General features: G+C 41.4%; 23 protein-coding genes. 14 read left to right on the top strand and 9 right to left on the bottom strand.

Features of this window, described 5'->3' with window-relative positions; genetic code table 11:
- Positions 1-212: 212 nt before the first annotated feature.
- Entirely contained in the window at positions 213-482 is a 270-nt protein-coding gene (locus C2869_RS11335) for a hypothetical protein (protein WP_228710655.1), read from the bottom strand.
- Between the two features lie 12 nt (positions 483-494).
- Positions 495-1,091: a Fe-S biogenesis protein NfuA gene (nfuA, locus tag C2869_RS11330; protein ID WP_108603044.1), complete on the bottom strand. Its 597-nt coding sequence runs from the start codon at positions 1,089-1,091 to the stop codon at positions 495-497.
- 137 nt (positions 1,092-1,228) lie between these two features.
- Between nfuA and C2869_RS11325 the strand changes: the two genes are divergently transcribed.
- Complete coding sequence (locus C2869_RS11325; protein WP_108603043.1) at positions 1,229-3,754, top strand: M14 family zinc carboxypeptidase; 2,526 nt, start codon at positions 1,229-1,231, stop codon at positions 3,752-3,754.
- A 36-nt stretch (positions 3,755-3,790) separates the two neighbouring features.
- On the opposite strand, the gene C2869_RS11320 is transcribed toward C2869_RS11325, so the two are convergent.
- Entirely contained in the window at positions 3,791-4,540 is a 750-nt protein-coding gene (locus C2869_RS11320) for a ComF family protein (RefSeq protein ID WP_159084140.1), read from the bottom strand.
- A gap of 27 nt (positions 4,541-4,567) precedes the next feature.
- On the opposite strand from C2869_RS11320, the gene bioH reads away from it, so the two are divergent.
- From bioH to C2869_RS11275, 9 genes are all read left to right on the top strand, one after another.
- Complete coding sequence (gene bioH / locus C2869_RS11315) at positions 4,568-5,326, top strand: pimeloyl-ACP methyl ester esterase BioH (RefSeq protein WP_199915559.1); 759 nt, start codon at positions 4,568-4,570, stop codon at positions 5,324-5,326.
- Positions 5,327-5,599: 273 nt separating this feature from the next.
- A complete protein-coding gene (locus C2869_RS11310; protein WP_108601012.1) occupies positions 5,600-6,862 on the top strand; it encodes a hypothetical protein in 1,263 nt (420 codons plus the stop codon).
- 279 nt (positions 6,863-7,141) lie between these two features.
- Entirely contained in the window at positions 7,142-7,435 is a 294-nt protein-coding gene (locus C2869_RS11305) for a hypothetical protein (protein ID WP_108603041.1), read from the top strand.
- A gap of 61 nt (positions 7,436-7,496) precedes the next feature.
- Positions 7,497-8,498 (top strand): putative metalloprotease CJM1_0395 family protein, encoded by a 1,002-nt coding sequence (locus tag C2869_RS11300; protein ID WP_108603040.1) that lies wholly within the window; start codon positions 7,497-7,499, stop codon positions 8,496-8,498.
- A gap of 227 nt (positions 8,499-8,725) precedes the next feature.
- The gene (locus C2869_RS11295; protein WP_108603039.1) at positions 8,726-9,214 is read left to right on the top strand and encodes a hypothetical protein; all 489 of its coding nucleotides are present in this window, start codon (positions 8,726-8,728) and stop codon (positions 9,212-9,214) included.
- A 23-nt stretch (positions 9,215-9,237) separates the two neighbouring features.
- Positions 9,238-9,849: a 5-formyltetrahydrofolate cyclo-ligase gene (locus C2869_RS11290; RefSeq protein ID WP_108603038.1), complete on the top strand. Its 612-nt coding sequence runs from the start codon at positions 9,238-9,240 to the stop codon at positions 9,847-9,849.
- A gap of 191 nt (positions 9,850-10,040) precedes the next feature.
- The gene (gene rpiA, locus C2869_RS11285) at positions 10,041-10,694 is read left to right on the top strand and encodes a ribose-5-phosphate isomerase RpiA (RefSeq protein WP_108603037.1); all 654 of its coding nucleotides are present in this window, start codon (positions 10,041-10,043) and stop codon (positions 10,692-10,694) included.
- 113 nt (positions 10,695-10,807) lie between these two features.
- Positions 10,808-12,034, top strand: a complete 1,227-nt coding sequence (gene serA / locus C2869_RS11280; RefSeq protein ID WP_108603036.1) for a phosphoglycerate dehydrogenase — start codon at positions 10,808-10,810, stop codon at positions 12,032-12,034.
- Between the two features lie 196 nt (positions 12,035-12,230).
- Complete coding sequence (locus C2869_RS11275; protein WP_108603035.1) at positions 12,231-14,621, top strand: PilZ domain-containing protein; 2,391 nt, start codon at positions 12,231-12,233, stop codon at positions 14,619-14,621.
- Between the two features lie 279 nt (positions 14,622-14,900).
- On the opposite strand, the gene C2869_RS11270 is transcribed toward C2869_RS11275, so the two are convergent.
- Positions 14,901-15,239 carry a P-II family nitrogen regulator gene (locus C2869_RS11270; RefSeq protein ID WP_108603034.1) on the bottom strand — a complete coding sequence of 113 codons (339 nt, stop codon included), beginning with the start codon at positions 15,237-15,239 and terminating at the stop codon, positions 14,901-14,903.
- A gap of 230 nt (positions 15,240-15,469) precedes the next feature.
- Here C2869_RS11270 and nadE point away from each other — a divergent pair, with 230 nt between their 5' ends.
- Positions 15,470-16,297 carry an ammonia-dependent NAD(+) synthetase gene (gene nadE / locus C2869_RS11265; RefSeq protein WP_108603033.1) on the top strand — a complete coding sequence of 276 codons (828 nt, stop codon included), beginning with the start codon at positions 15,470-15,472 and terminating at the stop codon, positions 16,295-16,297.
- A gap of 95 nt (positions 16,298-16,392) precedes the next feature.
- Here nadE and rlmB read toward each other — a convergent pair whose 3' ends face one another.
- Together rlmB and rnr are read right to left on the bottom strand one after the other, a co-directional pair.
- Entirely contained in the window at positions 16,393-17,136 is a 744-nt protein-coding gene (gene rlmB / locus C2869_RS11260) for a 23S rRNA (guanosine(2251)-2'-O)-methyltransferase RlmB (RefSeq protein ID WP_108603032.1), read from the bottom strand.
- 12 nt (positions 17,137-17,148) lie between these two features.
- Positions 17,149-19,620, bottom strand: a complete 2,472-nt coding sequence (gene rnr / locus C2869_RS11255) for a ribonuclease R (RefSeq protein ID WP_108603031.1) — start codon at positions 19,618-19,620, stop codon at positions 17,149-17,151.
- A 210-nt stretch (positions 19,621-19,830) separates the two neighbouring features.
- Here rnr and C2869_RS11250 point away from each other — a divergent pair, with 210 nt between their 5' ends.
- Positions 19,831-20,541: a hypothetical protein gene (locus C2869_RS11250; RefSeq protein WP_108603030.1), complete on the top strand. Its 711-nt coding sequence runs from the start codon at positions 19,831-19,833 to the stop codon at positions 20,539-20,541.
- Positions 20,542-20,566: 25 nt separating this feature from the next.
- On the opposite strand, the gene panP is transcribed toward C2869_RS11250, so the two are convergent.
- Complete coding sequence (gene panP, locus C2869_RS11245) at positions 20,567-22,216, bottom strand: pyridoxal-dependent aspartate 1-decarboxylase PanP (RefSeq protein WP_108605035.1); 1,650 nt, start codon at positions 22,214-22,216, stop codon at positions 20,567-20,569.
- Between the two features lie 262 nt (positions 22,217-22,478).
- Between panP and C2869_RS11240 the strand changes: the two genes are divergently transcribed.
- Positions 22,479-22,781: a YebG family protein gene (locus tag C2869_RS11240; RefSeq protein WP_108603029.1), complete on the top strand. Its 303-nt coding sequence runs from the start codon at positions 22,479-22,481 to the stop codon at positions 22,779-22,781.
- 72 nt (positions 22,782-22,853) lie between these two features.
- Here C2869_RS11240 and C2869_RS11235 read toward each other — a convergent pair whose 3' ends face one another.
- Together C2869_RS11235 and C2869_RS11230 are read right to left on the bottom strand one after the other, a co-directional pair.
- A complete protein-coding gene (locus tag C2869_RS11235; protein ID WP_108603028.1) occupies positions 22,854-24,473 on the bottom strand; it encodes a methyl-accepting chemotaxis protein in 1,620 nt (539 codons plus the stop codon).
- A gap of 161 nt (positions 24,474-24,634) precedes the next feature.
- On the bottom strand, positions 24,635-24,958 hold the full coding sequence (locus tag C2869_RS11230) for a translation initiation factor (RefSeq protein ID WP_108603027.1): 324 nt from the start codon (positions 24,956-24,958) through the stop codon (positions 24,635-24,637).
- 221 nt (positions 24,959-25,179) lie between these two features.
- On the opposite strand from C2869_RS11230, the gene C2869_RS11225 reads away from it, so the two are divergent.
- Positions 25,180-26,316, top strand: a complete 1,137-nt coding sequence (locus C2869_RS11225) for an anhydro-N-acetylmuramic acid kinase (RefSeq protein WP_108603026.1) — start codon at positions 25,180-25,182, stop codon at positions 26,314-26,316.
- Positions 26,317-26,325 lie beyond the last annotated feature (9 nt).

Here is a 26,325-nt window from a genome sequence, read left to right as displayed (position 1 = left end):
TACATCCATGTAGGCAAAGCCGTCAAAGCTACCGCGTCCTGCTCACGCCCCTTACCTGCATCCATGCAGGCAAGCTTCGAATCCCCATGAGCATATGCTCTACTATGTGATTGGGGTTGCCTAAAGGGATTTAGGTAGTAGGACGACGCAGGAGCCAAAGTCGAGAGTAAGCGCTGACAATGAACCATAAGACCTGAGTGAGAAGACTATATTTAATCAAAAAGCTGCTTAGCCTTATCTGCATGCCCAATAACTTGTGCAAAACGATTGGCCAACATACCGATATAGCCATAAATAGCACAGATAAAAGCAGGGATCAGTAAAGTAATACCAAGGTAAAACCAAATATTTTCATTAACCGCGCCATAGGCAATTAAAAAGGCGCAAGGCCAAAAGGCCACGAATCCGCGCCAAAAAAATTGGGCGCTACGTTGTGGATTAGCCCCCAATTGATATATCCATTTTTTAAACTTTGGCTTCACGCTTAACGATGCTTACGCGTATGAGTGATCACCATGCTCATGGTCAGTCGCATCTTTAACACCCGTTAACTCGCCGGGAAATTGCTCAAGCAACTGTTTTTCGATACCTTCTTTTAAAGTTAAATCGACCATAGAACAACCATTACAACCACCACCAAATTGTAGTACGGCAACACCTTCTTCAGTCAATTCAGCCAGCATCACCTTACCGCCATGATTAGCTAATTGCGGGTTAATAGTGCTTTCTAACACATACTCAACACGCTCTTGCAAAGGGGCATCTTCTGCCACTTTACGCATTTTCGCATTTGGCGCTTTAAGTGTTAGTTGCGAACCCATTTGATCGGTTGTGAAATCAATGACGGCTTCTTCTAAATAAGCTTCACTGTCCGGATCGATAATGGCATCAAATGCTGAAAAAGTGATGCGAATATCTTTATCTTCAATTGCATCAGCTGGACAATAAGAAACACCACATTCGGCATTTGGCGTGCCAGGATTAACCACAAACACACGAATTTGCGTACCTTCAGGTTGTGTTTCTAATAACTTGGCAAAGTGGCCTTGGGCGGCTTCGGAAATACTAATAAGCGGGCTGTTTTCAGACATACCAATTACCTGACTAAATTACTCGGAAATTATTAAACATGATACTCTTTTCGGGACTTTGATGCCAACTTTCTGGTAACCTTGGGTTATATTATCCAAGTTGCTTATGCATTCAGCTTATAAAATTTCTTTTTGATATGTTTTTCAAATGCTTAAAAACTGTCGCCATTCTGTTGAGCTTGCTAGCTGCATTCAGTAGTTGGGCACAAATTGTTTCACCTCAAGCTTATTTCACCGAGCAATTAGGCTCGCGCCATTTACGGTTTGATCAAATTCACCAATACTTAAATGAACTGGCCGACAATAATTCCCACGTCAAAATATTATCTTTAGGCTCAAGCCATGAAAAACGAGATTTACGCGTTTATGCCATTTCTAATAGCCAAAACATAAAACGCCTTGATGAATTAAGAGTCAGGCATGAGCAATTATCTAACCCAAATGCGGAAAAACCGGTTGTTACCGAGTTACCGCTGTTTATTTGGATGGGCTATACCGCGCATGGCGACGAAGCCAGCGGCGCTCATGCGGCTGTGCAATTGGCCTACAATCTGCTATCGCGCCCAGATATTGATGACTATTTACAGCATGCTGTGGTATTTATCGAACCGGTAATTAATCCTGATGGTTACGCTAGGTATTCCACATGGGCTAATAGCCACGCTAGCCTACATCCTGTGGCAGACGCGCAACATATTGAACACCAACAAAACTGGTTAAAAGGCCGTGGCAATCATTTTTGGTTTGATTTAAACCGCGATTGGGTCCCTGCGAATCAACCGGAAACTCAAGCACGCTTAAGCTTTTTTCATCATTACCGACCTAATGTTGTCGCTGACTTTCACGAAATGCATCATGCACATAGTTACTTTTTTCAGCCTGGAATCGCCAGCCGCGTTAACCCGCTAACCCCAGAAAAAAATCAGCAACTAACCAAATTACTAACCGATGCCACGGCAAAAAAATTCGATAAACAACAACAACCTTATTTTAGCAAGCAACGATTTGACGATTTTTACTTAGGCAAGGCGTCTAGTTATCCTGACCTGCAAGGGTCAATTGGTATTCTGTACGAACAAGGTTCAACATTAGGACAAGTTATTGACAGCCATAATGGTCCTGTCACCTTTGCCCAAGCCATTCGTAATCAACTTACTGCTGGGCAAAGCCTAGTTGACGCAGCCATCGAAAACCGCGTTACCTTACTCGATTACAAACGAAACTTTTTTGCCGAAAGTAAGAAATTAGCGAAACGAGACGATACCGTAGGTTACCTGTTGCACGGCAAAGATCCAGCCAACATTGAGCATCTTCTGACTTTATTACATCGGCATAAAATCCAAGTGTATCCACTGGTCAGCGATTACAAATATGAAGATAAACAATATGCCAGCCAATCTTCATATTGGCTACCCGTGCAGCAAAGCCAATATCGCTTACTAAAAAGCCTATTGAGTTTACGTCAAACCTTTAAAGACAATACATTTTACGATGTCAGTAACTGGAATTTAGCGCTATCTCATGGTGTTGAGGCGATTGCGATCCAAAGTAGTTTCCACCGCATAAAATCATCACAAAATGCTTGGCGACCAAACAACCGTTATCAACCTCAAACTCAACTAAGCAACACAGATTACGCTTGGCTCATCGACTGGCAAACCAGCAATAACGCCAGCTTTTTGGCCAAGTTATTACAATCAAACATTAAAGTGAAAGTCGCCTATGACAATTTCACCATTAAAGTCGCCGACCAAAATCAAACATACCCTGCTGGCACATTATTGATCTTTCCCAAAAGCCAAACCAATATAGAACAAGCGATAACAAACCTGACGGAATTCAGTAAACAACACCACACCACAATTACTGCGGTTAACCACGGGACAAGCGTCAACGGGGTTGACCTTGGCAGCAGTAGCTTTAAGCCGTTAACAGCCATTAACCCTGCCATGCTAGTCGGCTCTGGCATTAATACGTACGAAGCAGGAGAAGCGTGGCAACATTTCGACAGCCAACTAAAAATACCTTTAGTTAAATTAGATATCCATCGCTTAAAACAATACCAATTAAAGCATTACACTCATTTATATATGCCAGACGGCTACTACTATGACTTGCCAAAAAGCATTACAGAAAAAATACAGGCATGGGTAAAAAATGGCGGAATATTGCTGGCACAAAAACGCGCTGCAAAATGGTGTGCCAATCAAGGATTAATTAATAATGCATTTTTAACTCGCAAAGAGTTAAACAATTACTTTGAAAACGACAAGTTTGCTTTCAATGAACGCGAAAAACTACAAGGGTTAAAACGCATTAGTGGCGCCGTTTTCCAAGGGGTATTAGATACCAGCCACCCTTTAACCTTTGGCTATAGCCAATCAGAAATTGCCCTATTTAAAAATAGGCAGCTTGTCATGGAAGAAGCCGCAACGCCATTTAGTGACATAATTAACTATCCTTCGGCTTCATTATTAGCCGGTTACGCCAGTCAGCCCAATCAGCAACTGATAGATAACTCAACCGCAATGACAGCCCACAAGTTAGAGCACGGGTTAATCATTGCTTGGACTGATAATTTACTGTTCAGAGGATACTGGAAAGGAACTGAGCGGTTATTTAATAACGCCTTGCTGCTTAGCAGTAGCATGCTACAACCTTAAGCTGAGCGTGCTGTTTTTAGTAAGCTTTAAGGCGCGTTAATCTAAACGCGCCCAAGCTAAACAAAAAGCTGAAACTTTGACAGCCCCAGCCTGTTTACAGGTTTGGGCAAGAGAGGATAATGTGGCTCCTGTGGTTACCACGTCATCTAACAACAAAATGTGCTGCCCTGTCAGATCAACATTCACTTGAAAAGCCGAGGCTAAATTTTTACGCCGCTTATGCGCAGTTAATTTAGCTTGCGAATGGGTATGTTTGGTTCGAGTTATCCCGCCACTCACGTCTTTTATATTAGATATATTCAGTGCCATCGTTTGTAAATAATCGAGATGATTAAACCCGCGCTTAAGCCAACGCCAAGCATGATTTGGCACCAGAGTCCAAACGTCTGGTGCTTTGTTAAAGTCAATACTTAACTCTTCACCATTTCCTCCAACACCACCTGCTAGTTGCCATTGCTGTAAGCCTTGTTGCGCAAACGCAGATAATGCACCACGTACAGCTGTTTTATCCTGATATTTGTATGCAGTTATCAAATGGCTTAACGGCCACTGATAAATAAAAGGTACGCATAAACCATCTATCGCCTTTAGCTCCATAGTTGCTAATGCATGTGGATGTTGTGTTAATTCGATAGGAGAGTGACATAGGCTGAACTGTAAACTGTCGTGCCAGCAAGTATCGCATATATGATGATGATTGTTTTGCGGCTCATCGCACAGTAAACAAGGTAAAGACATTGCACCCTTACCTATCGAAAATTGTGCTAGACTGCGCGGCCATCGCATAGTGTCATCCTTGATTGAGAGTATAACTTGAATAATAAACCGCTTATTTATTTTGTCCATGGTTGGGGCATGAACCAAGCTGTTTGGTTACCTGTCGTCGAAAAATTATCGACTAAATTTCGCGTAAAGTGCTTAGATATTGCTGGATTTGGTAATAAAAGTCAGCGTGATTTAGAACCGTACACTTTAGCGGCAATCAGCGACGATATTGCCAATGATATTAATGAACCTGGCATAATTGCTGGTTGGTCTCTGGGAGGTTTGGTAGCTCAGTACTTAGCGCTGCACCACCCAAGTAAACTCACTGCACTTATCACCATTGCCAGCACGCCTTACTTTCAAGCTTGTCAAACAACAGACTGGCCAGGTATTAAACCCGCTGTATTAAGCGGTTTTCAGCAGCAGCTTGCACAAGACTATCAAGTCACACTTGAACGCTTTTTAGCCATTCAAGCCATGGGCAGCCCAACTGCAAAACAAGATATTCGCCAATTGAAACAGCAATTACTCGAATATCCTTCGCCCCATTTGAATGCATTAAAAGGCGGATTAACCATATTAGAACAAGCTGATTTACGGAAAAACATAAGTAATATTACCTTACCTACCCTGCGTTTATATGGACGCTTAGATGCGCTTGTCCCGCAAAAAGCCATAGAAAAAATTAAAGTTTTTCAACCTTCTGCCGAGTCAGTAGTTTTCGCTAAAGCTTCTCACGCGCCTTTTATTTCGCATCTTGATGATTTTATTGAAGAAATAATTCGGTTTAGCCAAAATTTAAAATGAGTAAAAAGATCGTCTTTAGTCAATTAAGATCTACAGCAATTATTGGTAAATACACAACGCCAAGGAATTCAAGGTTTACAAGGGACTAAAAAATAAAGTTTTCGCGCTAAATTTGTCGAGATAGGTCAATCGATCACAACAAGTGTGGAAAAAGATCACAGACAAAATGATTTAAGTGTTGCATGCTAATACCATAATTAATTGGCTTGCATAATTTTGAATTCTTTAACGAAAAGTAAAAAGCACCTTAGTTTCGATGCGTTGCGAAAAGCCATGTCATCGCATATTGAAAGTTTTGATGATCCTCGTCAACAAGGCAAGTGCACGTACACCCTTCACGATACAGTCATGAGTGCGTTTGCTTGTATGTATTTTCAAGACCCTTCGCTGGTTCAATTCCAAAAAAGACTAGAGAGAAAGTATCAACGAAGTAATTTAAATACCCTATTTCGTATCAAAGAGACGCCCAAAGACAACCAGATGAAAGACATTCTGGATACCATAGACAGTGAATGCTTTGCACCGGTTTTTAAAGATTACTTTGAACGACTTAGACGTCATCATCACTTACAAAGCTTTGAAGTGCTACCTGGTAAACTCCTTTGTGCCATTGATGGAACTCAATACCACAGCTCCAAAAGTGTCCACTGTGACGGCTGCCTAACGAAGCAACATCGTAATGGCGAAATCACCTATAACCATGCGGTATTACAAGGTGCCATTATGCATCCAAGTCAGCGACAGGTTATTCCGGTTATGCCTGAAGCCATAAAAAATACAGACGGTGCGAAAAAACAAGACTGTGAAATGAATGCGGCTAAGCGCTTTGTAAAAAGGCTGAAAAAAGCTCACCCTCGTCAATCCTTTATTATTTGCGGTGACGGTTTAATGTCGAAACAACCCTTAATCGAATCGACATTGGCAGAAGGGTTTAGCTTTCTATTTATGGCAAAGAAAGATGACCATAAGTACCTGTATGACTGGTTAGCGGCTTATGAGTCACTATCTAGTCAGTCATACACAGATGAAAAAGACGTGACTCACCAATTTAGTTGGCAAAATGATGTGCCACTTCATGGTGGCGAAAAGAGTATCCATGTCAATTATCTAGAATATCGGCAAATCAAAAAGGGTAAACAGACATATCTTGGTAGCTGGGTCAGTGACATTGAGATAAATAAAGACAATGTGATTGCGTTGGCGAAAGCAGGGCGCTGTCGATGGAAAATAGAAAACGAATGCTTCAACAGCCTTAAAAACCAAGGGTATGAAGTTGAACATAACTACGGTCATGGCCACGAGAATTTAAGTTACAACATGTACCTACTGACCTTGCTTGCCTTTTTCTACCATCAAATCTTTGAATTGACAGATGGAGCGTACCAACAGTGTCGGCAAGAGTACGGTTCAAAGCGTTTTTTATGGGAAAACTTCAGAGTCACAATCCGGTATGTTTTGTTTGATTCATGGGCAGATTTAATGACTCATCTACTCACAGACCATGAAATTACAGAGGAAGCTTATTATCGACCTTAAGTAGAGAAATTGTGAATAAAGGATGCTGAAGCATAGGTTCACCCCTGCGCGAAGCATAGAGATTAAATGGGTCCCACCAATCTAAGATGGCTTAACTTGGCAAAATAACAGTAAAAAGGCCATCAGTGCTTGCATATACAGCTTCACCAATAATTGCTGTAAGATCTATCAAAAACTTTAATTTGTCTGATTTTTATACGATAATAGAAAGAGGTGTAGTAGTCGGTATGTGATTTTTTTCACAGCCAAACAATATGTTTTTTTGCAATAGGTGGTTGTATGCAAATTGGATCCGCTTTTAATACAAGTTTAGCAGGGTTACAAAAAGCATCAGAGGGTATAAGCCAAACCTCCCACAAAATTGCATCAGAAAGTTTGCCGCAACAACGCGAAGCATTACAAAGCAAAGCAGAAGAACAAAGCTTAGCTGAAAACGCTAACCGTGAGCCAATAACGTCTACTACAGATAAATTAACCTCTTTGTTAGAGCAACGTAATGCCGCGAGTGCCAATATCAAAGCGTTACAAACAACTGACGAAGTAATTGGTAAAATTATCGACTTAAAAGCTTAACGCTGATTAATTCGATAGTTTTTTAATTTGATAGGCGCGTATACGAGCAAACTGACTGACCATGAACATAGTTACCCAGTTTCCTGTTAACTTAAATCTCAATACGGCAAACCCGCACACAGAGCAGGCCCGTAAAGATGCGCTTGCCCGTCAATTAATTCCGCAAACCACTGAATCCGAAAATTCCGCCGCCGAGCGTGGTTTAGGCTCAGATAGCGAAAAAGCAGCTGGCCGACAGCAGCCTCTTACCTACGATTATATAAAATCACAACAACAAGCTCAGGCTGAAGAGTCACGCCAGCAAGATGTACAAAACCAAGGCGAACAAAAAGACGCGACGGACGATCAAGAAAATCGTGGTAAAGATCGTCAGCAAGCTCAACAAGAAGAGCAAGAACGCCAACAACTAGCCGAATTAAAAGAGCGTGATCGCGAAGTCAAAACGCATGAACAAGCACACGCATCTATCGGTGGCCAATATGCGGGTTCACCTAGCTATGAATATGAAAAAGGCCCTGATGGTAATCGCTACGCTGTCGGTGGTGAAGTCAAAATTGATGTGTCGGAAGTGCCTAACGACCCTGAGGCTACAGCCCGTAAAATGGAGCAAGTGCAAAGAGCCGCACTAGCGCCTGCTGAACCTTCAGCTCAGGATCGTCGTGTTGCAGCAGAAGCGGCATCTAAACGCCAGTCAGCGCAAGCTGAAATGCTACAAGACACAATAGAGTCAAGTCAAAATTCGCCCGACGTTAGCGCTGCAACGCCCAGCCAACCTAGTGCACCTGCCAAGGTTATTAAAGCCGATGCAATAGAAGCTGAGAATATCAACGTTGAGCCTGTTCCGGTATTTGAAGCCAAAGCCTCTTTAGCCTATGAAGAAACGGCCGCACTTAATCAAGATAATAACGTAACCGCTACAGCAAATTCTTCTGAAGCAACACTACGTTTTAGCGATACGATTGCCCAAGCTGACGAACGTATCACTACGCGCGCACTCAAAATACAGCGCCATTACCACACTAATAGCTTACCTCGCGAAACCCATATTTCGGCTTACGCTTAATTCCAGTTTGAGTTAACAAGACCTGAATCAGGACGTATAATAGTACTGCGACACAAAAGTTCTGACATGTTGTTGAGTTCGTTTTATTAGCAACCTAAGTAGAAAAGCGTGCGAGATTAAAGACCCGTTCCATTGTAGGGCCGAATTTATTTCGGCTAACGAAAGGTTTGTCGATGTAAAATCGACCCTACAATTTAGCAAGTGGTTATATACTCACAGGATGAAACATGCCCATTTGGCAAAAGATAAAACAACGCTGGTTACACCTTTCTTATTGGCAAAAACAATTTTGTTTTTTTACCTTAATCGCCAGTATTTATGTTTGCACAAACCAAGAATATGCTAGCGCGATTAGCTTTGTGCTCATTGGCGCATTTATTGGCGGTTTTCTGCCAAGCGAAAAATTAGTATCTGAGCAATGGGTTGAGAATATTCACTCTTGTATTCAGGTGACACCCGACGCCATCATAGTTAATGAACACAAATTATCTGGCAAGCAAATAAGCCAAGTGGTACTGGATAAAATTAATAAGCAAAATCTGACTCACTATGACATCGGCCAACTTGCTTGGCTAACTGATCAAAATCAAGTTGGCTTGGTGCATTTCCCTTATACCAAAGGTGGTCAATTAAAGTTCTTTTTTCCTGTAGAGCAAGTCGATGATCTTCGCCTGTTAATAACCCAGCAATTGTCGTACGTGACATTGATTAAATAAACGCTATTAATATAAAACCAAAGATGACCAAACAAGCTCTCGAACCCAGAAAAGCCCTACGCCAACAAATACGCCAAGCTCGTCAAGCTCTGACTCCACAACAGCAACAAGCGGCTGCGCAATCTATACTCAAGCAAGTAAAAATATGGTTTAACTCGCATTGCCATCAACAGCCAATTAAAAACGTGGCTATATATCTCGCCAATGATGGTGAGCTAAATACGCATTTAATTATTGATTGGTTATGGCAACAAAATATCACGGTTTATTTACCGGTATTGCACCCTTTTACAGCGGGTCATCTGTTATTTTTACAATACCAAAAAGACGAGCCTTTAATCCTGAATAAATTTGGTATTAGTGAGCCCCAGCTATCAAGCCAAGCAATATGTCCCGTTAAAGAATTGGATGTGGTTTTTACTCCATTAGTCGCCTTTGACCAGCAAGGGCAAAGGCTTGGCATGGGAGGTGGCTATTACGATCGCACCTTCGCATTTAGCTTGTTGCAACCACAAACTAAACCCTTACTAGTGGGCTTAGCGCATGACTGCCAATATCTACCTTCTTTACCAAATCAAGCTTGGGATGTGCCATTACCGACAATTATTACCCCAAGTGAAATATTTTCATTTTAAACATGCTTGAATAACAGCTTTTTTTATGGCGAATAATCAGGCTTTCACGTATCATACCCGCCAAAATTTTCTCATCGATTAACAAGCCATCAAAGAGCTTGGTTCAAGTAAGCTAGCGCACGCCAATAAGCCGCAAAAGCTTTTGTTTTAATGTCAGACACACTAATAAACCAGCGACAGGTAAACCAAACGTGGATCAAAATCAAAAAAAGAAAGCCGTGGGCGAAGCCGCAGTAAAATTTGTCAAACCAGGCGACATCATTGGTGTTGGCACTGGCTCTACCGTAAATTATTTTATTGACGCACTTGCGCCAATCGCGCATGAAATAAAAGGTGCCGTGTCAAGCTCAGAAGCGTCCACCGAAAAATTAAAAGCACTCGGTATTGAAGTATATAGCTTAAATGACGTAGATAGTTTAGATGTTTATGTTGATGGCGCAGATGAAATAAACGCGGATAAAGCCATGATCAAAGGCGGTGGTGCAGCGTTAACTCGAGAAAAAATCGTTTCGGCTGTCGCTAAAAAGTTCGTTTGCATAATTGATGACAGCAAAATGGTAGACACATTAGGTGAATTTCCTCTACCTGTTGAAGTTATCCCGATGGCACGCAGTTATGTAGCCAGAGAAATTGTCAGTCTTGGTGGTGATCCTGTCTACCGCCAAGGGGTCGTTACCGATAACGGCAATGTGATCTTAGACGTTCACAACTTACGCATAGATGCCCCTATGCACTTAGAAACCCAACTCAACCAAATAGTCGGCGTTGTCACTAATGGTTTGTTTGCGCATCGCGGCGCAGATATCGTGTTGGTCGCCGATAATAACGGTGTAAAAGAGATATAAAAAACAGTACAATTATATCGATTCGTTTTATGTATTTTTACGGTACGTGAGGCGCAAGCAACCAGAATATCTAGTTATTTGCGTAGTAAACGATACCCAACTGGTCAGAGAAAATGAGCAACTATTCTTTAGCTAAAGATAAAATCAAAGTCCTTCTACTAGAAGGCGTGCATCAAACAGCCGTGGAAACCTTACGTAACAATGGGTATTCAAATATTGAGTATTTGAAAACTTCATTACCTGAAGAAGAGCTGATTGAAAAAATCAAGGACGTTCATTTTATTGGTATTCGCTCTCGTACTCACTTAACCGAAAAAGTTTTAAACGCTGCTGAAAAATTAGTTGGCATAGGCTGTTTTTGTATTGGTACTAACCAAGTTGATTTAAGTGCAGCACAAGCCTTAGGTGTACCTGTATTTAATGCTCCTTTTTCAAACACGCGTAGCGTAGCTGAGCTAGTATTAGGCCAAACCTTATTATTATTACGTCAAATCCCTGCTAAAAATGCCAAAGCCCACCGTGGTGGCTGGGATAAGTCAGCTGTAGGTTCATACGAAGCCCGTGGTAAAACGCTAGGTATTATCGGCTATGGCCACATCGGCACGCAGCTAGGTATCTTGGCTGAAACTATCGGCATGCAGGTTATTTTCTATGATGTAGAAGATAAGCTACCTTTAGGTAACGCTAAGCAAGTCTCTAAGTTAGATCTATTAGCCAAGGCTGACGTGGTATCACTTCATGTACCTGAAACGCCACAAACTAAAAACATGTTTGGTGCGGCCGACTTAGAAGCCATGAAGCAAGGTGCTATCTTAATCAATGCTTCACGCGGTACTGTGGTCGATATTGATGCATTAGCGGAATCAATCAAAAGTGGCAAACTGTCTGGCGCAGCTATTGACGTATTCCCAGTTGAGCCAAAAGGTAATGATGAAGAATTCCAATCGCCACTACGCGGTTTAGACAATGTTATTTTGACGCCGCACATTGGTGGTAGCACTCAAGAAGCGCAAGAGAATATCGGTATCGAAGTAGCTGGTAAACTGGCTAAATATAGCGACAACGGCTCTACGCTTTCTGCGGTTAACTTCCCTGAAGCGTCACTACCTGAGCATGCAGGTCGCAGCCGCTTGTTACACATTCACAAAAACCAACCGGGTGTGTTAACAAAAATCAACTTATTGTTTGCTGAGAAAAACATCAATATCTCAGCTCAGTTCCTTCAAACCAATGCCGAAATTGGGTATGTAGTGATTGAAGTTGATTCAGATGACGCAGAAGCAGCGTTAGAAGAATTAAAGCAAATTGACGGTACTATTCGAGCTCGTGTACTACATTAATTAACACATGCTCCTTAAACGTCATAAAAGGGTGCCAATGAGCACCCTTTTTTATATCTATCTCTCTACTTTTTATTTACCACAAGCTATTTTCAGCTTAATCGACCATTTAACTGAAAATCAGTCACTTTACTTATTTCCAACCGCTCGTATTATCACCTATACTCAGCAAACCAATAATTGATAATAATGATGTATGGTTAGTAATACTGCTAAGTTGGATCCTAAACTTCGCAAATTCGTCGATCTGCTTATCCCCTATTACAATAAATCTACTTTTCCACTGGCCTTTGATAAAACCTGCAGCCGGCTAACCAAACCTCAACAGTTTTCAATTAAGGGCGAATTAGCGCGATTATTTAAACCATTCCAACGCTCTATCGACATGTCGACCTTCAGTGAATACGACGTCAGTGAATTTAATTGGGGTGACAAACGCTTTTACCTAGATCCTGTCGGCAAGCGTATGTTTGTTTTAGAAGTCGAAAAGTTTGGCAATCAATATACCGAAGGTGTATACGAAGCAATCACCGACCCCGCCCAATATCAAGAGTACGAAAAACAATATAAATATGAGCAGGCAATAAAAGAATATGAAGTACCAATGACGGTTTTAGGACGCACCACGCGCCGTCTGGAAGAGCGCATTTACCTGTCTAAACCCGTTATTGTCTCAGCTCCCGATTTAGAGCCTACTGAGCTATTTACCTCGAATATTTCACGCAGCGGCTGCCAGCTCAAAGTTGAGCCATTTGGCTTAATAAAGTTAGGGCAAACCATTCAAGTCAATTTTCACTCTTTAACTCGTGATTATACATTCGATTGTGAGCCTACGTTTGAATACAAAGTGATGTTCACTTCCAATAAGCCTGAACCTGATGGTAGTCAAAAAATCGGTATCGCATTAAAAAGTGACTCCTTTGACTGGGCTAGTTTTTTAGATGGCTACATAACAGAAAACAGAGCGCGCTTTAAAGTTGATATTGCCAACGCAAAAGATTTAGCTGAATCCCGCTTAATTGAAGATCACTTATTAAAGCAAACCCATTGGTTACCCATATTTATTAGTGTAAAAGATAATCAAGCCACAGCTGTACGTCACTGCCTGACTAATGAATTTACCAAGCAAGAGTTAACATTTTTTGAAGATGAGCGAAAAGCCCAACGCCTGCATTCAATCATTTATGCAAATTGGCCGCAATTACCACTCGCGCAAAATGAAACCTTATTAGCCATTAAATTTATTCGCCAAGATAAAGTTGTTTTTTTATCGGCCACACTCAGTGAACTGCAGCAAAAAGATTTATTAATGCCCTTTTTAGCCTTTGCTAAAAAACACGGAACACTCGCTGTATTCAGTGTTAAAGCGTTTGCAATTGCACCTGAGGATATCCACACCATTAAATATAACTGGTATAGCAGTGAAGAGGACGCGAATACGGCCTTAGAGCCAATTAATAATTTAACCCATTGTGTCATGCTGCAACGCTTAACAGAGCATGAAAAATTACTTGTTCCTCCAGCTAAATATCAATTAACCGCAGAGAATACTCAAAAACTGACATCGTTAATGGCACCACGTTTAAAAGTCGCCAATATATCTATACTCAGTGTTGAGCCGCAATGCGCGCGCCAAGAAATCCGCTACTTTTATCAAACTCGTTTAGCATTAACGCATCAAAAGTACTCTGATACGATGGCTTGCACTTCTATGGATATGTCCACCTGCGGCTTAAAAGTGCGAGCCTCGACCATGAGCTTGCCTTTAGTACAAGGTGATGTGGTACAAGTTACCGCGAGTGACTTTATTAAATTTGGCGAGGCTAATGCATTAAATAAAACTTTATATCGCGTTGTGGGGATCAATTTAGAAAGTATGGATCTACACCTTGAGCTGGTTGATCCACAGCAAGAAAAAGTCGTTGGCTTTATGCAAAAGCTATTTGAATCTAATGCTGAGCGATTAAAGGTTAACGACAAGTACGATAAATTTGTCTTACTGCAACGCGCACTACGTACATTATTTATTAACTTCTATCCAAGTATAGGCTATGGCATATTTAAAAATCGCCAAGGTTTTTATTTTGATCGCCTGTTAGTCGCTGACTATAAAACGCAAGAGCTCAAAACACTGACCAAACTGCAGTCGCCGGTCAATAAAAACAGAATTTCAGTTTTTCAAATCATCCATGATGACAAACGTAAACCGCCATTAATTCGCTCAATTGATTTATTTAGTCGTAATGGCAAAGCGATACAAGATGAATTAATCTTCCAAATACAGCCAAATCAAGTCGACATACCCAAGCAATCGCGAGCGGGCGCCAACGTAAGAAATATTCAGCACTTTATTCGTCAAACGTTGAACAAAGCACAATTAAGCAGCTTGTGGCTCAACATTTTGCCCGTTGGAGAAAGCAATCTGGCACAAATAGACCAACAGTTAAACTACATTCGCCAATTCAACCCACATAAAGCAGAAGAAATTGAAAAGTTTTCTGATTCGCTAGCCGGTTTAGTAGAAGTGGTGGATACCAGCCATTTTTGGCATCAAGTTGGAGAGTTGGAGTTTGAATACAATAATTAATCAATAGCGTTAGTTAAGTTAGCTAGATTATCCTAGCTATAGTCTTCTCGCTCAGGCCTTATGGTTCATTGTCAGCGCTTACTCTCGACTTTGGCTCCTGCGTCGTCCTACTACCTAAATCCTTTTAGGCAACCCCAATCACATAGTAGAGCATATGCTCATGGGGTCTCGAAGCTTGCCTGCATGGATGCAGGTAAGGGGCGAGAGCAGGACGCGGTAGCTTTGACAGCTTCCCCTAAAACCTGATCGCTTTGCCTATAACTTGTATGATTTAACCGATTACAAGGCGCTTTCGTTTTCTTCGCCAGTTCGAATGCGGATCACATGCTCAACATTGGTCACGAATATTTTACCATCACCAATTTTACCTGTGCTCGCGGCATTCATGACTGCTTCAATACTTTTTTCAACTTGATCATCAGCCAGTACGATCTCTAACTTCACTTTAGGCAAAAAATCTATGCTGTATTCAGCACCGCGATACGTCTCTTTATGGCCTTTTTGACGACCAAAGCCTTTTACCTCAGTAACGGTAATGCCTGTCACTCCCACTTCAGCTAACGCTTCGCGTACATCATCTAGCTTAAACGGTTTAATAATAGCGGTTACACATTTCATTATTATTTTCCTTCCCCTATTTGGTTTAATTGTTGTTTAAAAGCGATAACTCAACTGATCATGTTTAAATTTGTACACGTATCACTGGCTACTCACTCCCTTAACAAATATTGACTTGAGTAAGATTCACTTTATTTATACTCAATAATAGCTAACTTATTGTCGTTTCGATCAAGTTTTTTAGATATTATTGAATATATCTTGTCAATTACCCCAACTAAATCAAGAATATGGACCAAGCATATATAGTAGAACAAATGAAAGTTCAGCCTCAAATAGACGTAAAATTTGAGATCCGCCGCCGTATCGACTTTATCAAACAACAAATGAAAAGTGCCGGTGTTAAAAGCTTGGTACTGGGAATTAGTGGTGGAGTTGACTCTTCCACGCTAGGCAGATTAGCCCAGCTAGCCGTTAATGAACTCAATGAAAATGGTCAAGGCTATCAATTTGTTGCTGTGCGTTTACCTTACGATATTCAAGCAGACGAAGCCGATGCGCAAATGGCCCTCGATTTCATCCAGCCTTCACAAAGCTTAGCCGTCAATGTCAAACCGGGAGCAGATGGCATTCATAGTGAAACCCTAAGTCAATTAAACTTAGCGGGTTTAAAACCACAATCAAATGAGTTAATCGACTTTGTAAAAGGCAACGTCAAAGCCCGTACACGCATGGTCATTCAATACGAGATTGCCGGTATGTTAGGTGGATTAGTATTAGGTACAGACCATTCAGCTGAGAATATCACTGGCTTCTTTACGAAGTATGGTGACGGTGCATGTGATTTAGTGCCATTATTTGGCTTGAGTAAACGCCAAGTCAGAGCATTAGCCAAAGAGTTAGGTGCACCAGAGCACTTAATCACTAAAGCACCTACTGCTGATTTAGAAGAGTTAGACCCACAAAAAGAAGATGAAAATGCGTTAGGGATCACCTACGACCAAATAGATGACTTTTTAGAAGGGAAAGCGGTAGCCGAAGACGTTGCCAATAAACTTATCGATATCTACCGCAAAACAGAGCATAAACGCCAAGCTATTCCAACCATATACGATTAAAGGTCAATCTTATTGGTTGCAAGCTATTTGTGCTATCACTCAGCACGAATAGCTTGCTATTTTACAACGAAACAAGGTTGCAACAAGCAAGAAAACTATAAATTTCGTTGTCTCACTATTTCAAATAAACAAACCCCCGTCGCGACACTCACATTCAGGCTAGACACTTCACCCGCCATCGGGATAGAAATAAGTTCATCACAGTTTTCACGAGTTAATCGGCGCATGCCTTTACCTTCTGCTCCCATAACCAATGCCATAGGTCCGGTTAACTTAGCTTGATGCAAAGTTGATGTTGCTTCACCTGCGGTACCCACTATCCAAATGCCTTTGTCTTGTATATGTTTTAACGTACGCGATAAATTAGTCACTTGAATAAAAGGTACGGCTTCTGCAGCACCACACGCCACCTTGCGTGCGGTTGATGTCAAACTAGCTGATTTATCTTTTGGAACAATTAACGCGTCTACACCTGCTGCATCTGCCGTGCGTAAACAAGCGCCAATATTATGCGGATCCGTCACGCCGTCGAGCACAAGTAAAAAGATAGATTGGCCTTTTTTATCAAGGATCACATCTAAATCTGATTCATTTAATGTAGGCGCGGCTTTTACACGCGCGACAACACCTTGATGCCTCGCATTATGGGTTTTCTCATCTAATGCCCGTCGGTTAGCCGTTTGCACCGGCAAACCAATCCGCTTAGCTAAGTGTAAAATACTATTTAATCTATTATCTTCTCGACCTTTAAGCACATGCAATTCAATGAATCGCTCAGGTTCATTTTGCAAAGCCGCTTCAACTGCATGTAAACCATAAATGGTTTCAGACTTACTCAAACTCTGTATCTCCTAACGCTTTTTACTTTTGCGCTTAGTTTTAGAGGCGCCGCTTGACGCAGCCCCTGCTTTTTTCTTAGCTGCCGGTTTCTTACCGGCCTTGCCTTTTGATTTTTCTTGCTGCATTAATTGTTGCGTGCGACTACCTTTGGTTTTGGCTTTAGATTTACCTTTGCCCGAACGACGGCTCTTTTTAGCTGAGTTTTTCTTGTCGCTTCGCGATCCAGCTCGTTCTTGGCCGCTACTTTCTTTACGCAATTGTTCTGACTTAGACGGCTGCTTAGTACTGGCTGACGCGCGCCTATCATCAATCTCATCCAACTTAGCGTCGGGCGGCGCTATGATAAAGTCTATTTTCTTTTCTTCAAGGTTTACTGATGTTACTTGAATGACGACTTCATCTCCCAATTTATAAACCTGACGCGTACGCTCGCCAACCAAACGTTGCTTGGCATTATCAAAAATATAGTAATCGTTACCCAAGGAGCCAATATGCACTAAACCTTCAATGTACAAATCATGCACACGAACGAAAAAGCCAAAACTCGTGACCGCAGAAATAACACCGCCATAAGTACATCCAATATGGTCACGCATAAATTCGCATTTAAGCCAGTTAGCCACATCACGCGTGGCTTCATCAGCTCGGCGCTCAGTCATTGAAGTATGCTCAGCTAACTGGTCAATATCTTCCGCTTGGTATTGAAACTCACCACCTTGACGCTTGGCGGCTTTTTGCTGTACCAACACAGATTTAATCGCTCGGTGCAAAACTAAATCAGGATAACGACGAATAGGCGAGGTAAAATGCGAATAACCTTTCAACGCTAAGCCAAAGTGTCCTTGATTATCACCACTATATATAGCTTGCTGCATAGAGCGTAACATCATGGTTTGTATCAGCTCTTGATCAGGCCGACCTTGAATGCGCTCGACTAAAGCTTTGTATGTATGTGGGCTAATATCTTGATTATCTAAAGTGACTGTAATGCCAAGTTCACCTAAGAAACCGATAAATTTAGTTAAACGCTCACCTTCTGGCGGCTCATGTACGCGAAATAGCGCTTGTGCTTTATGCTTTTCAATAAACTTCGCCGCCGCAACATTCGCTAAAATCATACTTTCTTCGATTAGCTTGTGAGCGTCATTTCGTACAACCAACTCTATCGAATCTATTTTGCGATCAGCATTAAAAATAAATTTGGGTTCTGGCGTTTCAAATTCTATAGCACCTCGTTCCATGCGTCGTTCTTTTAAACGCAGATACATTTGGTGCAGATTTTCTAGGTGTGGTACTTGAGCTTGATATTGCTCACGTAACTTTTCATCACCATCTAAAATTTTACCCACTTTAGTGTAAGTTAAACGTGCATGTGAATTCATCACCGCAGGGTAAAATTGATAACCCGACAAATTACCAGCTTCACTAATGGTCATTTCACAGACCATACACAAGCGATCAACATTAGGGTTAAGTGAACATAAGCCGTTAGATAACTTTTCAGGCAACATAGGCACGACTTGCTCAGGAAAGTATACGGATGTGCCTCTTTCTTGTGCTTGGTTATCCAATTCGGTACCTGGCCGCACGTAATAACTCACATCAGCAATCGCTACCCATAAACGCCAACCACCAGAACGCTTACGCTCACAATAAACCGCGTCATCAAAGTCGCGGGCATCTTCACCATCTATGGTCACCAAGGGTAACTGACGTAGATCTTGTCGCTCTAATTTAGCTTGTTCAGGAACTTCGTCCGCTATTTTATCTAATTCTTTAAGCACCTTGCGCGACCAACTATGCGGAATATCGTAATTGCGCAAAGCAACGTCAATTTCCATACCCGGTGCCATGTGATCACCCAATACTTCCGATACTTTACCAATCGCACTGGTGCGTTTTGACGGGCGTTTAATTAAATCAACCACCACCATTTGGCCGTGACGGGCATTTTTATTGTTGCCCGGCTCTATAATCACTTCATGTTGAATTCGACTATCATCCGGTACGACAAACCCTAAACCATGCTCGACAAAATAGCGGCCGACAATGGCTTCTTGACGGCTTTGTAAAACACGAATTAAACGTGCTTCACGTCGACCTTTCTTGTCAGAACCGCCTAGTTTAGCCAATACAAAATCACCGTGAATATAAGCAGTCATCATGTGGCCTGCTATAAACAAGTCTTTGCCTGCACCCGAGTTTAAAAAGCCAAACCCTTCGCGATGGCCAATAACCTTACCTGTGACCAAGCCCAATTTTTCAGGGGTAGAATATTGGTCTTTTTTGGCCAAAATCACCCGCCCTTCTGCATCTAACGCTTCCAGACAAGCGTGCATTTCACGTTGGGCATGGTTATCTAACGTATTGTGCTGATGGCAGAGTTGTTCAAACGATACGGGAGCCAGTGATTGTTCAACAAAGGCTGCGACTTTCTCAGCCAGTAATGGGTGATATTGAGGAGTATTGGCAGGTTTGGCCATAAATTTATTCTTTTGTGTCAATTATCTATAAGTATACGCGAACTCAATTAACATGCGAGCAGACAAGCAAGAAAACTCGATTTTTAATTAAGCTATGTTATTAGCAGTTCTGGCTGAGAATACTTCGCTATAAGGCTAAAAATAGTCCATCTAAACTAGCAATATTAACTAGTATTATAACAATTGTGGTTATATTTTAAGGTGCGGCTGATGTTGAAGTTTATCTGCCAAGTTTTACTTATTCCCTTGGCTTTATTGAGTTGCAACAGCACTCAACAAAATAACCAAGTCACAAATCCCATTCTGGTAACAGAAAAAGCACCCCCTAAACCTTTACCAGTGATCCCAAGCAACTATGACAAAGATCTAAAGTTTCCAGACCAAACTGCTAGCTTAGTCATGCTAGAGCGACATACCTACGAAGAGCCCTTACTCGGTGCCAGCATTCGCTATGAAAATCGCTACTACGATGAAGACGAAATTGCCATATACACCTATCCGATCCGCCACTTCTCTTGGCAGCATAATCGTTATTTACTTAGCAGTGAAATGCGCAATATTTTTTCAGAAATAGATAACGCCGTAGCCCAAGGTTTGTATCAAAAACGTGAAGGAAAAGAAGTGTCGGTTTACCAATTTTATTGGCACGGCAAGCAATATTCAGGGCTCAAAGCCAAAACAAAAATTTATTTATTATCCGGCTTAGAATACACATCCTACTCTTATTTATTTGTTCAAAAAGACAAATTTATCAAATTCAGAATTAGTCAGCCGAATGCTAACAATTTAGCTGCGCCCGATAATTTAGTGCGCGAGATATTACCTTACATTGATGTACCCAGTGAATCAAATTACATGTCTAAGCTTCGCGAGCTTCATCGTAAAGAGTACGAAAAATCACTCGGTATAATGTCGATGTAAGACGGTTAGTTTAATATATAAGGTCTTAAGCGGCTTGCCATTGCGCTAACATTTTCATTAACATTGGCAGGGCAATTTGACTGGTTTGCGCTAATTCTCGCTGCTCTTGCAAAACATCTTGTAAAATCTGTTGCGTTGTTAGTGGATTAGCCAACACGACTCGAAAAACCGTAATCGATTGCCCTTGATAAATACTCGGATTAATACGAGTTCGAGAAACAAATGATTTTCCGGCTTCACGTTGGCGCTTTTGCACATACTTAGTTAAGTCATCAAGATACTCATTAACCTGACTAATAAGTACTTGGTTACCACTGCGTAAAATCGCCTTAAGTGGCGCAGGAACATAACGATAAGTCAGTAAACATAACTCAGGGTGAGAGACCAACTCAAAATCGTCTTGTTGGTTTATCAATTCCGCAAAGTAACGTGCCTGCTCAATACTTCGGTCGATTAACAATTGATAACCTTTTCGGCCCAAAATATTCATACTGGCGAAGACCAACATGGCCATACCAGGACGCGAACCTTCTAACGTATGGCTACCTAAATCTTTTGAACCTTTTCTTAGTACATATTCTGCGTGGTGCTCGATATGTCCTGCCAAGGAAGGATCTTTAAACAAAACAATGCCCGCACCCATAGGCACGTACATTTGTTTATGGGCATCAATAGTCACAGAATCAGCCAACTCAATGCCAGCCAGTAAGGAAGCGTATTTATGCGAAAACAGGGTGGAACCACCCCAAGCCGCGTCGACATGAAAATGACACCCAACTTCACTCGCGACTGCAGCCATCTCAGCCAGTGGATCAATATTACCGGTTTCTGTGGTACCGGCAACCCCAACCATAGCTAAAATGGCAATACCATTATCACGCAACTGTTTTGCTGTGCTGCGTAACTTATCAATATCGACACGGTTATTAGCATCGGTTGGAATTGCAATGACATCTTCACGGCCAATGCCGAGTAAATCGGCTGACTTAGCCAATGAATAATGACCGCGCTCCGACACTAAAACTGCAGCGCCCTTATAGCCATAATGCAATAAGGCTTTGTATAAACCACTTTGGGCAACACCTTTAAAATTGCCACTTGGCTTAAACAAGTTATTACGAGCAACCCATAACGCAGTTACATTCGCTATTGTTCCACCCGAGCAGAATGCGCCCAGTGAAAACTGTTCAGAGTGCATATATTCTTGATAAAAACTCGATGCACCGCCATAAACTAAATTGTGCATCATACCCAGTACTTGACGCTCTAACGGCGTAAACGCCTTTGAGGTTTCAATTTTGACTAGGTTTTGATTGAGAGCAATCATAATTTTTGACATTGGTAACATAAAATAGGGCAACGCCGATGTCATATGTCCAATAAAGCTAGGAGAAGAGGTGTGAACGGATTGAGCTACCAATTTATCTAACAAAAAACTGGTGTGATCAGAAACAAACTGCGGTTCTTCAGGTAATTGTGCATCAGAGAAATCTTTTTCAATTTCACTCAGTTTGTGCTCTTTAGCCACTAAATGCTCTGAAAGAAAGCCATTTAAATTTTGCGAAATTTCCTGCTCTATACGCCCCAATGTAGAATCAGGCGCCTCTGGCACGGTAAAAATACGCAGCAAGGACTCTTCATTCGCTGTTGCTTGCTTGTTGGTTTCTGCTCTCACCTGACTCAAATTACTCACACTGCTTTGATGCGCCAACTTTAATCCGTTTTTAATCACTTGTCTGCTTATAATCAGTATTTTTATGTCATTAAAAATAAATAAATGGACTGCAAATATACTTATTTGATTAAAGTCTAAACCACAACTTACGTTTTGCGCATTTAATCGGCTAAATTAGACTAAAACAAATTCTTAAATTAGATTTGCAATATAAATCTGCATGATATACTGTACATAAAAACAGTTACATATTGGGTGAGTTATGGGTGTAAGAGCTTTATGGCAATGCGACAGAGACGGCAAAATGTTTACCAGTAAAAAAGAAGCAGACGCTTACGATAAAATGCTAGAACTGGCCGAGGTTATTTCTGAAGTCATTGAACAGCAAGTTGAAGGCTTGTCTGAATCACAAGTTGAAAATATTGGTCGCTTAATTGCGGAAAATAAAGAATCGTTCAGTAACGCGTTTAAAGGTAAAGTTGACGAGTTACAGCAAGTTGGCAAAAGTGTTAATGCTGACGAGACTGAAGATTCAAACGTCACCCCGATTAACGCAACAAATTAGCTTTCTTTCCAATAACAAACAGCGAGACGGTCTATATTAACCTCTCGCCTTTTGTTGTTATGGCATATGACACTAGAGCTTAAATTGGCTAGTGGCTTCCATTAAGTCGTCTGAAGCTTGATGCAATTGATGCGACACTTCTTCCAGTGAACTAAATGTGCCTTGAATTTGCTGTTCGGTTTCCGACATTGTATTAATAATATCAACCACATGGTTGGCAACTACACTTTGCTCTTCTGTCGCAGTGGCAATTTGGTTATTCATCATTGAAATATTTTCCACACTGCCTTTAATTTGTTCAAGTGCCGAACCGGTTTTAATCGCAAACTCTTCGTTGCTTGACGACAAGGTTTCCGCTTGCCCCATCATTGTCACACTTTCACTTGCTGCATTGCGCAGCTTATCTAACAAATCACGGATCTCTGTGGTGGCATCACCTGTGCGCGATGCTAATGTTCTTACTTCATCAGCAACCACAGCGAAACCTCGGCCTTGCTCACCGGCGCGAGCCGCCTCAATTGCCGCATTAAGTGCCAATAAATTGGTTTGTTCCGCAATAGCGTTAATCACATCAAGGATCGAACTTACACTATCTGTATCCTGTGCTAATCTGTGGATCGACTTGGATGTAGTGTCTATTTGCTCATTGAGTTTTTTCGAGTTTTCTATTGTGGCTTCCACCACAGTTAAGCCATTATTCGCTTCCACCTCAGCTTCATTAGCCGCTGAGTTAGCCAGCCCTGCTGACTCACTAATCCCTTCAATCGATTGATTAAGCTCAGTCATAGATTGTTGAGTTTGCGCAGCGTTTGCAGCTTGTTGCGAAGTCAAAGTGCGAGCTTGTTCCGTATTAGAAATTAAGCGGGTAGACGTATCAAGCAAGGGGTGAGAAACGCCCATCACATCAGAAATAGATTGGCTTAATGTATCAATAAATCGATTAAAGTTAGTGGCTAACTGCCCTAACTCATCTTTATTCCTAACTTGTAATCGATGGCTTAGCTCACCTTTACCACTGGCTAATTCAGCAAGAGAATCACGCAATTCTGATACAGTTGTACTAATAGAACGGGCTACATAAATGGCAATTAAAGCCACTATAACAATCATTACTACGCCAAAGAAAATTGTCGATTGCAGCGCATTTTCACCACTACTTCTGGCTTGCTCAATCGTCTCTTTAAGTAATTGGTCTATCGATTGTTTATATTGTTTTAAACCTTCTTGGGTTTTTTCTAACGTTTCAGATTTAGTACGGGTTTTAGCTGGCAATGCGGAAAAGTCTATAGTTTCAGCTAGCATACCATCAACAATCTCTAACGATTGTGTTTGGTAATCTGTTACTAGGCTAAGATGTTTACGAATTACGGCAGCATTCTTACTGTCGAGGCTTTGCACACGCTGTAAATTACTTTTTAGTTTAGCAAGTGCCGCTACCGCTTGGGCTTTTAACTCTTCGTCTCCAAAAGACACTGATTGAGTAAATAAATCATCAGCCTTTTCAAGTAATACTTCATTGACCGTTGCCAATTGCACAATCGGGTATACCTTGCTTTCTAAAAACGCAAGATCTTGTTGTGTGAGCTTTTGCGAAGACGCGTTAATCACGATAATGGCAGCAAACGCTGCTATCGTTAAAATAATAATCAAAGATATTTTATGAAATATCTTAAGATTACCGAACCAAGCCATAGAGATGCCTTTAATATTTATTTGTCAAAAAACGTCAAGACTACTTGGGAAACTCCCTTCCACTCTTTGAGGTAAAACAACCCAGTCTATTGGGTTTTCAATTTAGTATAGATAACAATCTGAAAATTATGCTAATTTATTACTAATATACTGTTGATAATTTAACCACCAGAGAATTTAACTTTATAACCATTCGCTTCCAATTCTGCTTTAATGACATCTCGCTTGTCACCTTGAATTTCGATCACGCCGTCTTTAATTGAGCCTCCGGTTCCACACTTCTTTTTTAGTTTTTGTGCTAACGTTTTTAATTCGGTACCCGTAAGCGGTACGCCGGTTATTGTGATCACACCCTTACCTTTTCTACCTTTTGTTTCTCGACGGACACGAACAAAACCATCATCAAAAATTTGCGCTTGTGGTGCGGATTTTTCTTGTTTAATTCGACCTAACCCAGTCGAATACACTAAATTAGAATCACTCATTTACCTAAATCACTACTTTAATCTGAAAACGGTCGTCACTATAACAAAACTGTGCGGCTAACGCTTGTATTAGCCCTAAGTATTCGTCAACATATAAACGCTGCGTTTGCTAGGTAAGACCATACCCAATTTATGGACAAATTAAACTTATTTAAAGACAGGCTGCCAAGCAATAGCAAAACATGAAAGGCAATTTTCACTCAATCAATAGGTAAATCCATATGCTTGCCAAACGGTATATTGGTATAATGTCAGGCACCAGTGCAGATGGTATTGACGTTGCTCTGTGTCAGATTGAACAAGATAATACGCATTTAACAGCAACCCTTGCTCAGGCTTTCTTAGCAGATATTCGCGATAAAATATTAACCCTGTGTCAATCACAACACACTTCACTGTTAGCTCTAGGTAAACTAACGCAGCGCTTAACCCTAGCTTATGCCGATGCGGTTAATAATTTACTTAAACAAGAAAACCTGACAGCCAATGATATTATTGCTATCGGTTGTCATGGCCAAACAGTTTACCATCAACCTAATCCCCCACATGCGTTTAGTATGCAGTTGTTGAACCCCGCTCTTTTAGCCGCTAAAACCGGTATAAAAGTGGTACATGATTTTCGCAGTATGGATATCGCCTTAGGCGGTCAAGGTGCACCACTCGTCCCTTTGTTTCATCAAAGCCTAAAAAAGCAATTGCAAAAAAGCCGAGACATACAAAACCAAGGCGATAAACCACTCGTTTTACTCAACATTGGCGGCATAGCCAATATTTCAATTATAGAGCCTCAACCCCTTTTGGGATTTGATACTGGTCCTGGCAATGTATTAATGGATGGCTGGGCAGAGAAACACTACGGGGTAAGCTTCGATAAAAACGGAGAGATTGCTGCGCAAGGTAAAGTCCAATCAAACTTATTAAAGACTTTGCTCAATGACGATTATTTCACCCTACCACCACCGAAAAGTACCGGCCGTGAACATTTTAATTTAGCTTGGCTAGAACAGATAATAGCCAATACGGGAGAGCAATTTGCTCCGCAAGACGTGATGGCTACATTATGTGCCCTATCCGCTCACAGTATTAGTCAAAGTATCCGCCATTTACCGCATGGCCGATTATTGGTGTTTGGTGGCGGCAGCCATAACCAAACTTTGCTAGCTCAATTAAATAGCCAATTAGCCAATTGGTCTATCGAACTGACTGAGCAAGTCGCTATTGATGGTGATTTTATGGAAGCCATGGCTTTTGCGTGGTTAGCATATCGCTGTGTTAATCAATTGCCCGGCAATAGCCCACAAGTCACAGGCGCGGCGCAAGCCGCGATATGTGGCTCTATTACCTTGCCGCCAATTTAGCGGCATTTC

Origin of the sequence: Saccharobesus litoralis (genome assembly GCF_003063625.1) — a bacterium.
GTDB lineage: Bacteria > Pseudomonadota > Gammaproteobacteria > Enterobacterales > Alteromonadaceae > Saccharobesus > Saccharobesus litoralis.
The sequence above is the reverse complement of the archived record's forward strand: the minus strand, read 5'-3'. Positions and strand labels throughout refer to the sequence as shown.

Excerpts from the sequence above, each read along its gene's own strand:
- nfuA (WP_108603044.1), bottom strand. The coding sequence starts at position 1,091 with ATGTCTGAAAACAGCCCGCTTATTAGTATTTCCGAAGCCGCCCAAGGC.
- C2869_RS11325 (WP_108603043.1), top strand. The coding sequence starts at position 1,229 with ATGTTTTTCAAATGCTTAAAAACTGTCGCCATTCTGTTGAGCTTGCTA.
- C2869_RS11320 (WP_159084140.1), bottom strand. The coding sequence starts at position 4,540 with ATGCGATGGCCGCGCAGTCTAGCACAATTTTCGATAGGTAAGGGTGCA.
- C2869_RS11310 (WP_108601012.1), top strand. The coding sequence starts at position 5,600 with ATGTCATCGCATATTGAAAGTTTTGATGATCCTCGTCAACAAGGCAAG.
- C2869_RS11305 (WP_108603041.1), top strand. The coding sequence starts at position 7,142 with ATGCAAATTGGATCCGCTTTTAATACAAGTTTAGCAGGGTTACAAAAA.
- C2869_RS11300 (WP_108603040.1), top strand. The coding sequence starts at position 7,497 with ATGAACATAGTTACCCAGTTTCCTGTTAACTTAAATCTCAATACGGCA.
- C2869_RS11295 (WP_108603039.1), top strand. The coding sequence starts at position 8,726 with ATGCCCATTTGGCAAAAGATAAAACAACGCTGGTTACACCTTTCTTAT.
- C2869_RS11290 (WP_108603038.1), top strand. The coding sequence starts at position 9,238 with ATGACCAAACAAGCTCTCGAACCCAGAAAAGCCCTACGCCAACAAATA.
- serA (WP_108603036.1), top strand. The coding sequence starts at position 10,808 with ATGAGCAACTATTCTTTAGCTAAAGATAAAATCAAAGTCCTTCTACTA.
- C2869_RS11275 (WP_108603035.1), top strand. The coding sequence starts at position 12,231 with ATGGTTAGTAATACTGCTAAGTTGGATCCTAAACTTCGCAAATTCGTC.
- C2869_RS11270 (WP_108603034.1), bottom strand. The coding sequence starts at position 15,239 with ATGAAATGTGTAACCGCTATTATTAAACCGTTTAAGCTAGATGATGTA.
- nadE (WP_108603033.1), top strand. The coding sequence starts at position 15,470 with ATGGACCAAGCATATATAGTAGAACAAATGAAAGTTCAGCCTCAAATA.
- rnr (WP_108603031.1), bottom strand. The coding sequence starts at position 19,620 with ATGGCCAAACCTGCCAATACTCCTCAATATCACCCATTACTGGCTGAG.
- C2869_RS11250 (WP_108603030.1), top strand. The coding sequence starts at position 19,831 with ATGTTGAAGTTTATCTGCCAAGTTTTACTTATTCCCTTGGCTTTATTG.
- C2869_RS11240 (WP_108603029.1), top strand. The coding sequence starts at position 22,479 with ATGGGTGTAAGAGCTTTATGGCAATGCGACAGAGACGGCAAAATGTTT.
- C2869_RS11235 (WP_108603028.1), bottom strand. The coding sequence starts at position 24,473 with ATGGCTTGGTTCGGTAATCTTAAGATATTTCATAAAATATCTTTGATT.
- C2869_RS11230 (WP_108603027.1), bottom strand. The coding sequence starts at position 24,958 with ATGAGTGATTCTAATTTAGTGTATTCGACTGGGTTAGGTCGAATTAAA.
- C2869_RS11225 (WP_108603026.1), top strand. The coding sequence starts at position 25,180 with ATGCTTGCCAAACGGTATATTGGTATAATGTCAGGCACCAGTGCAGAT.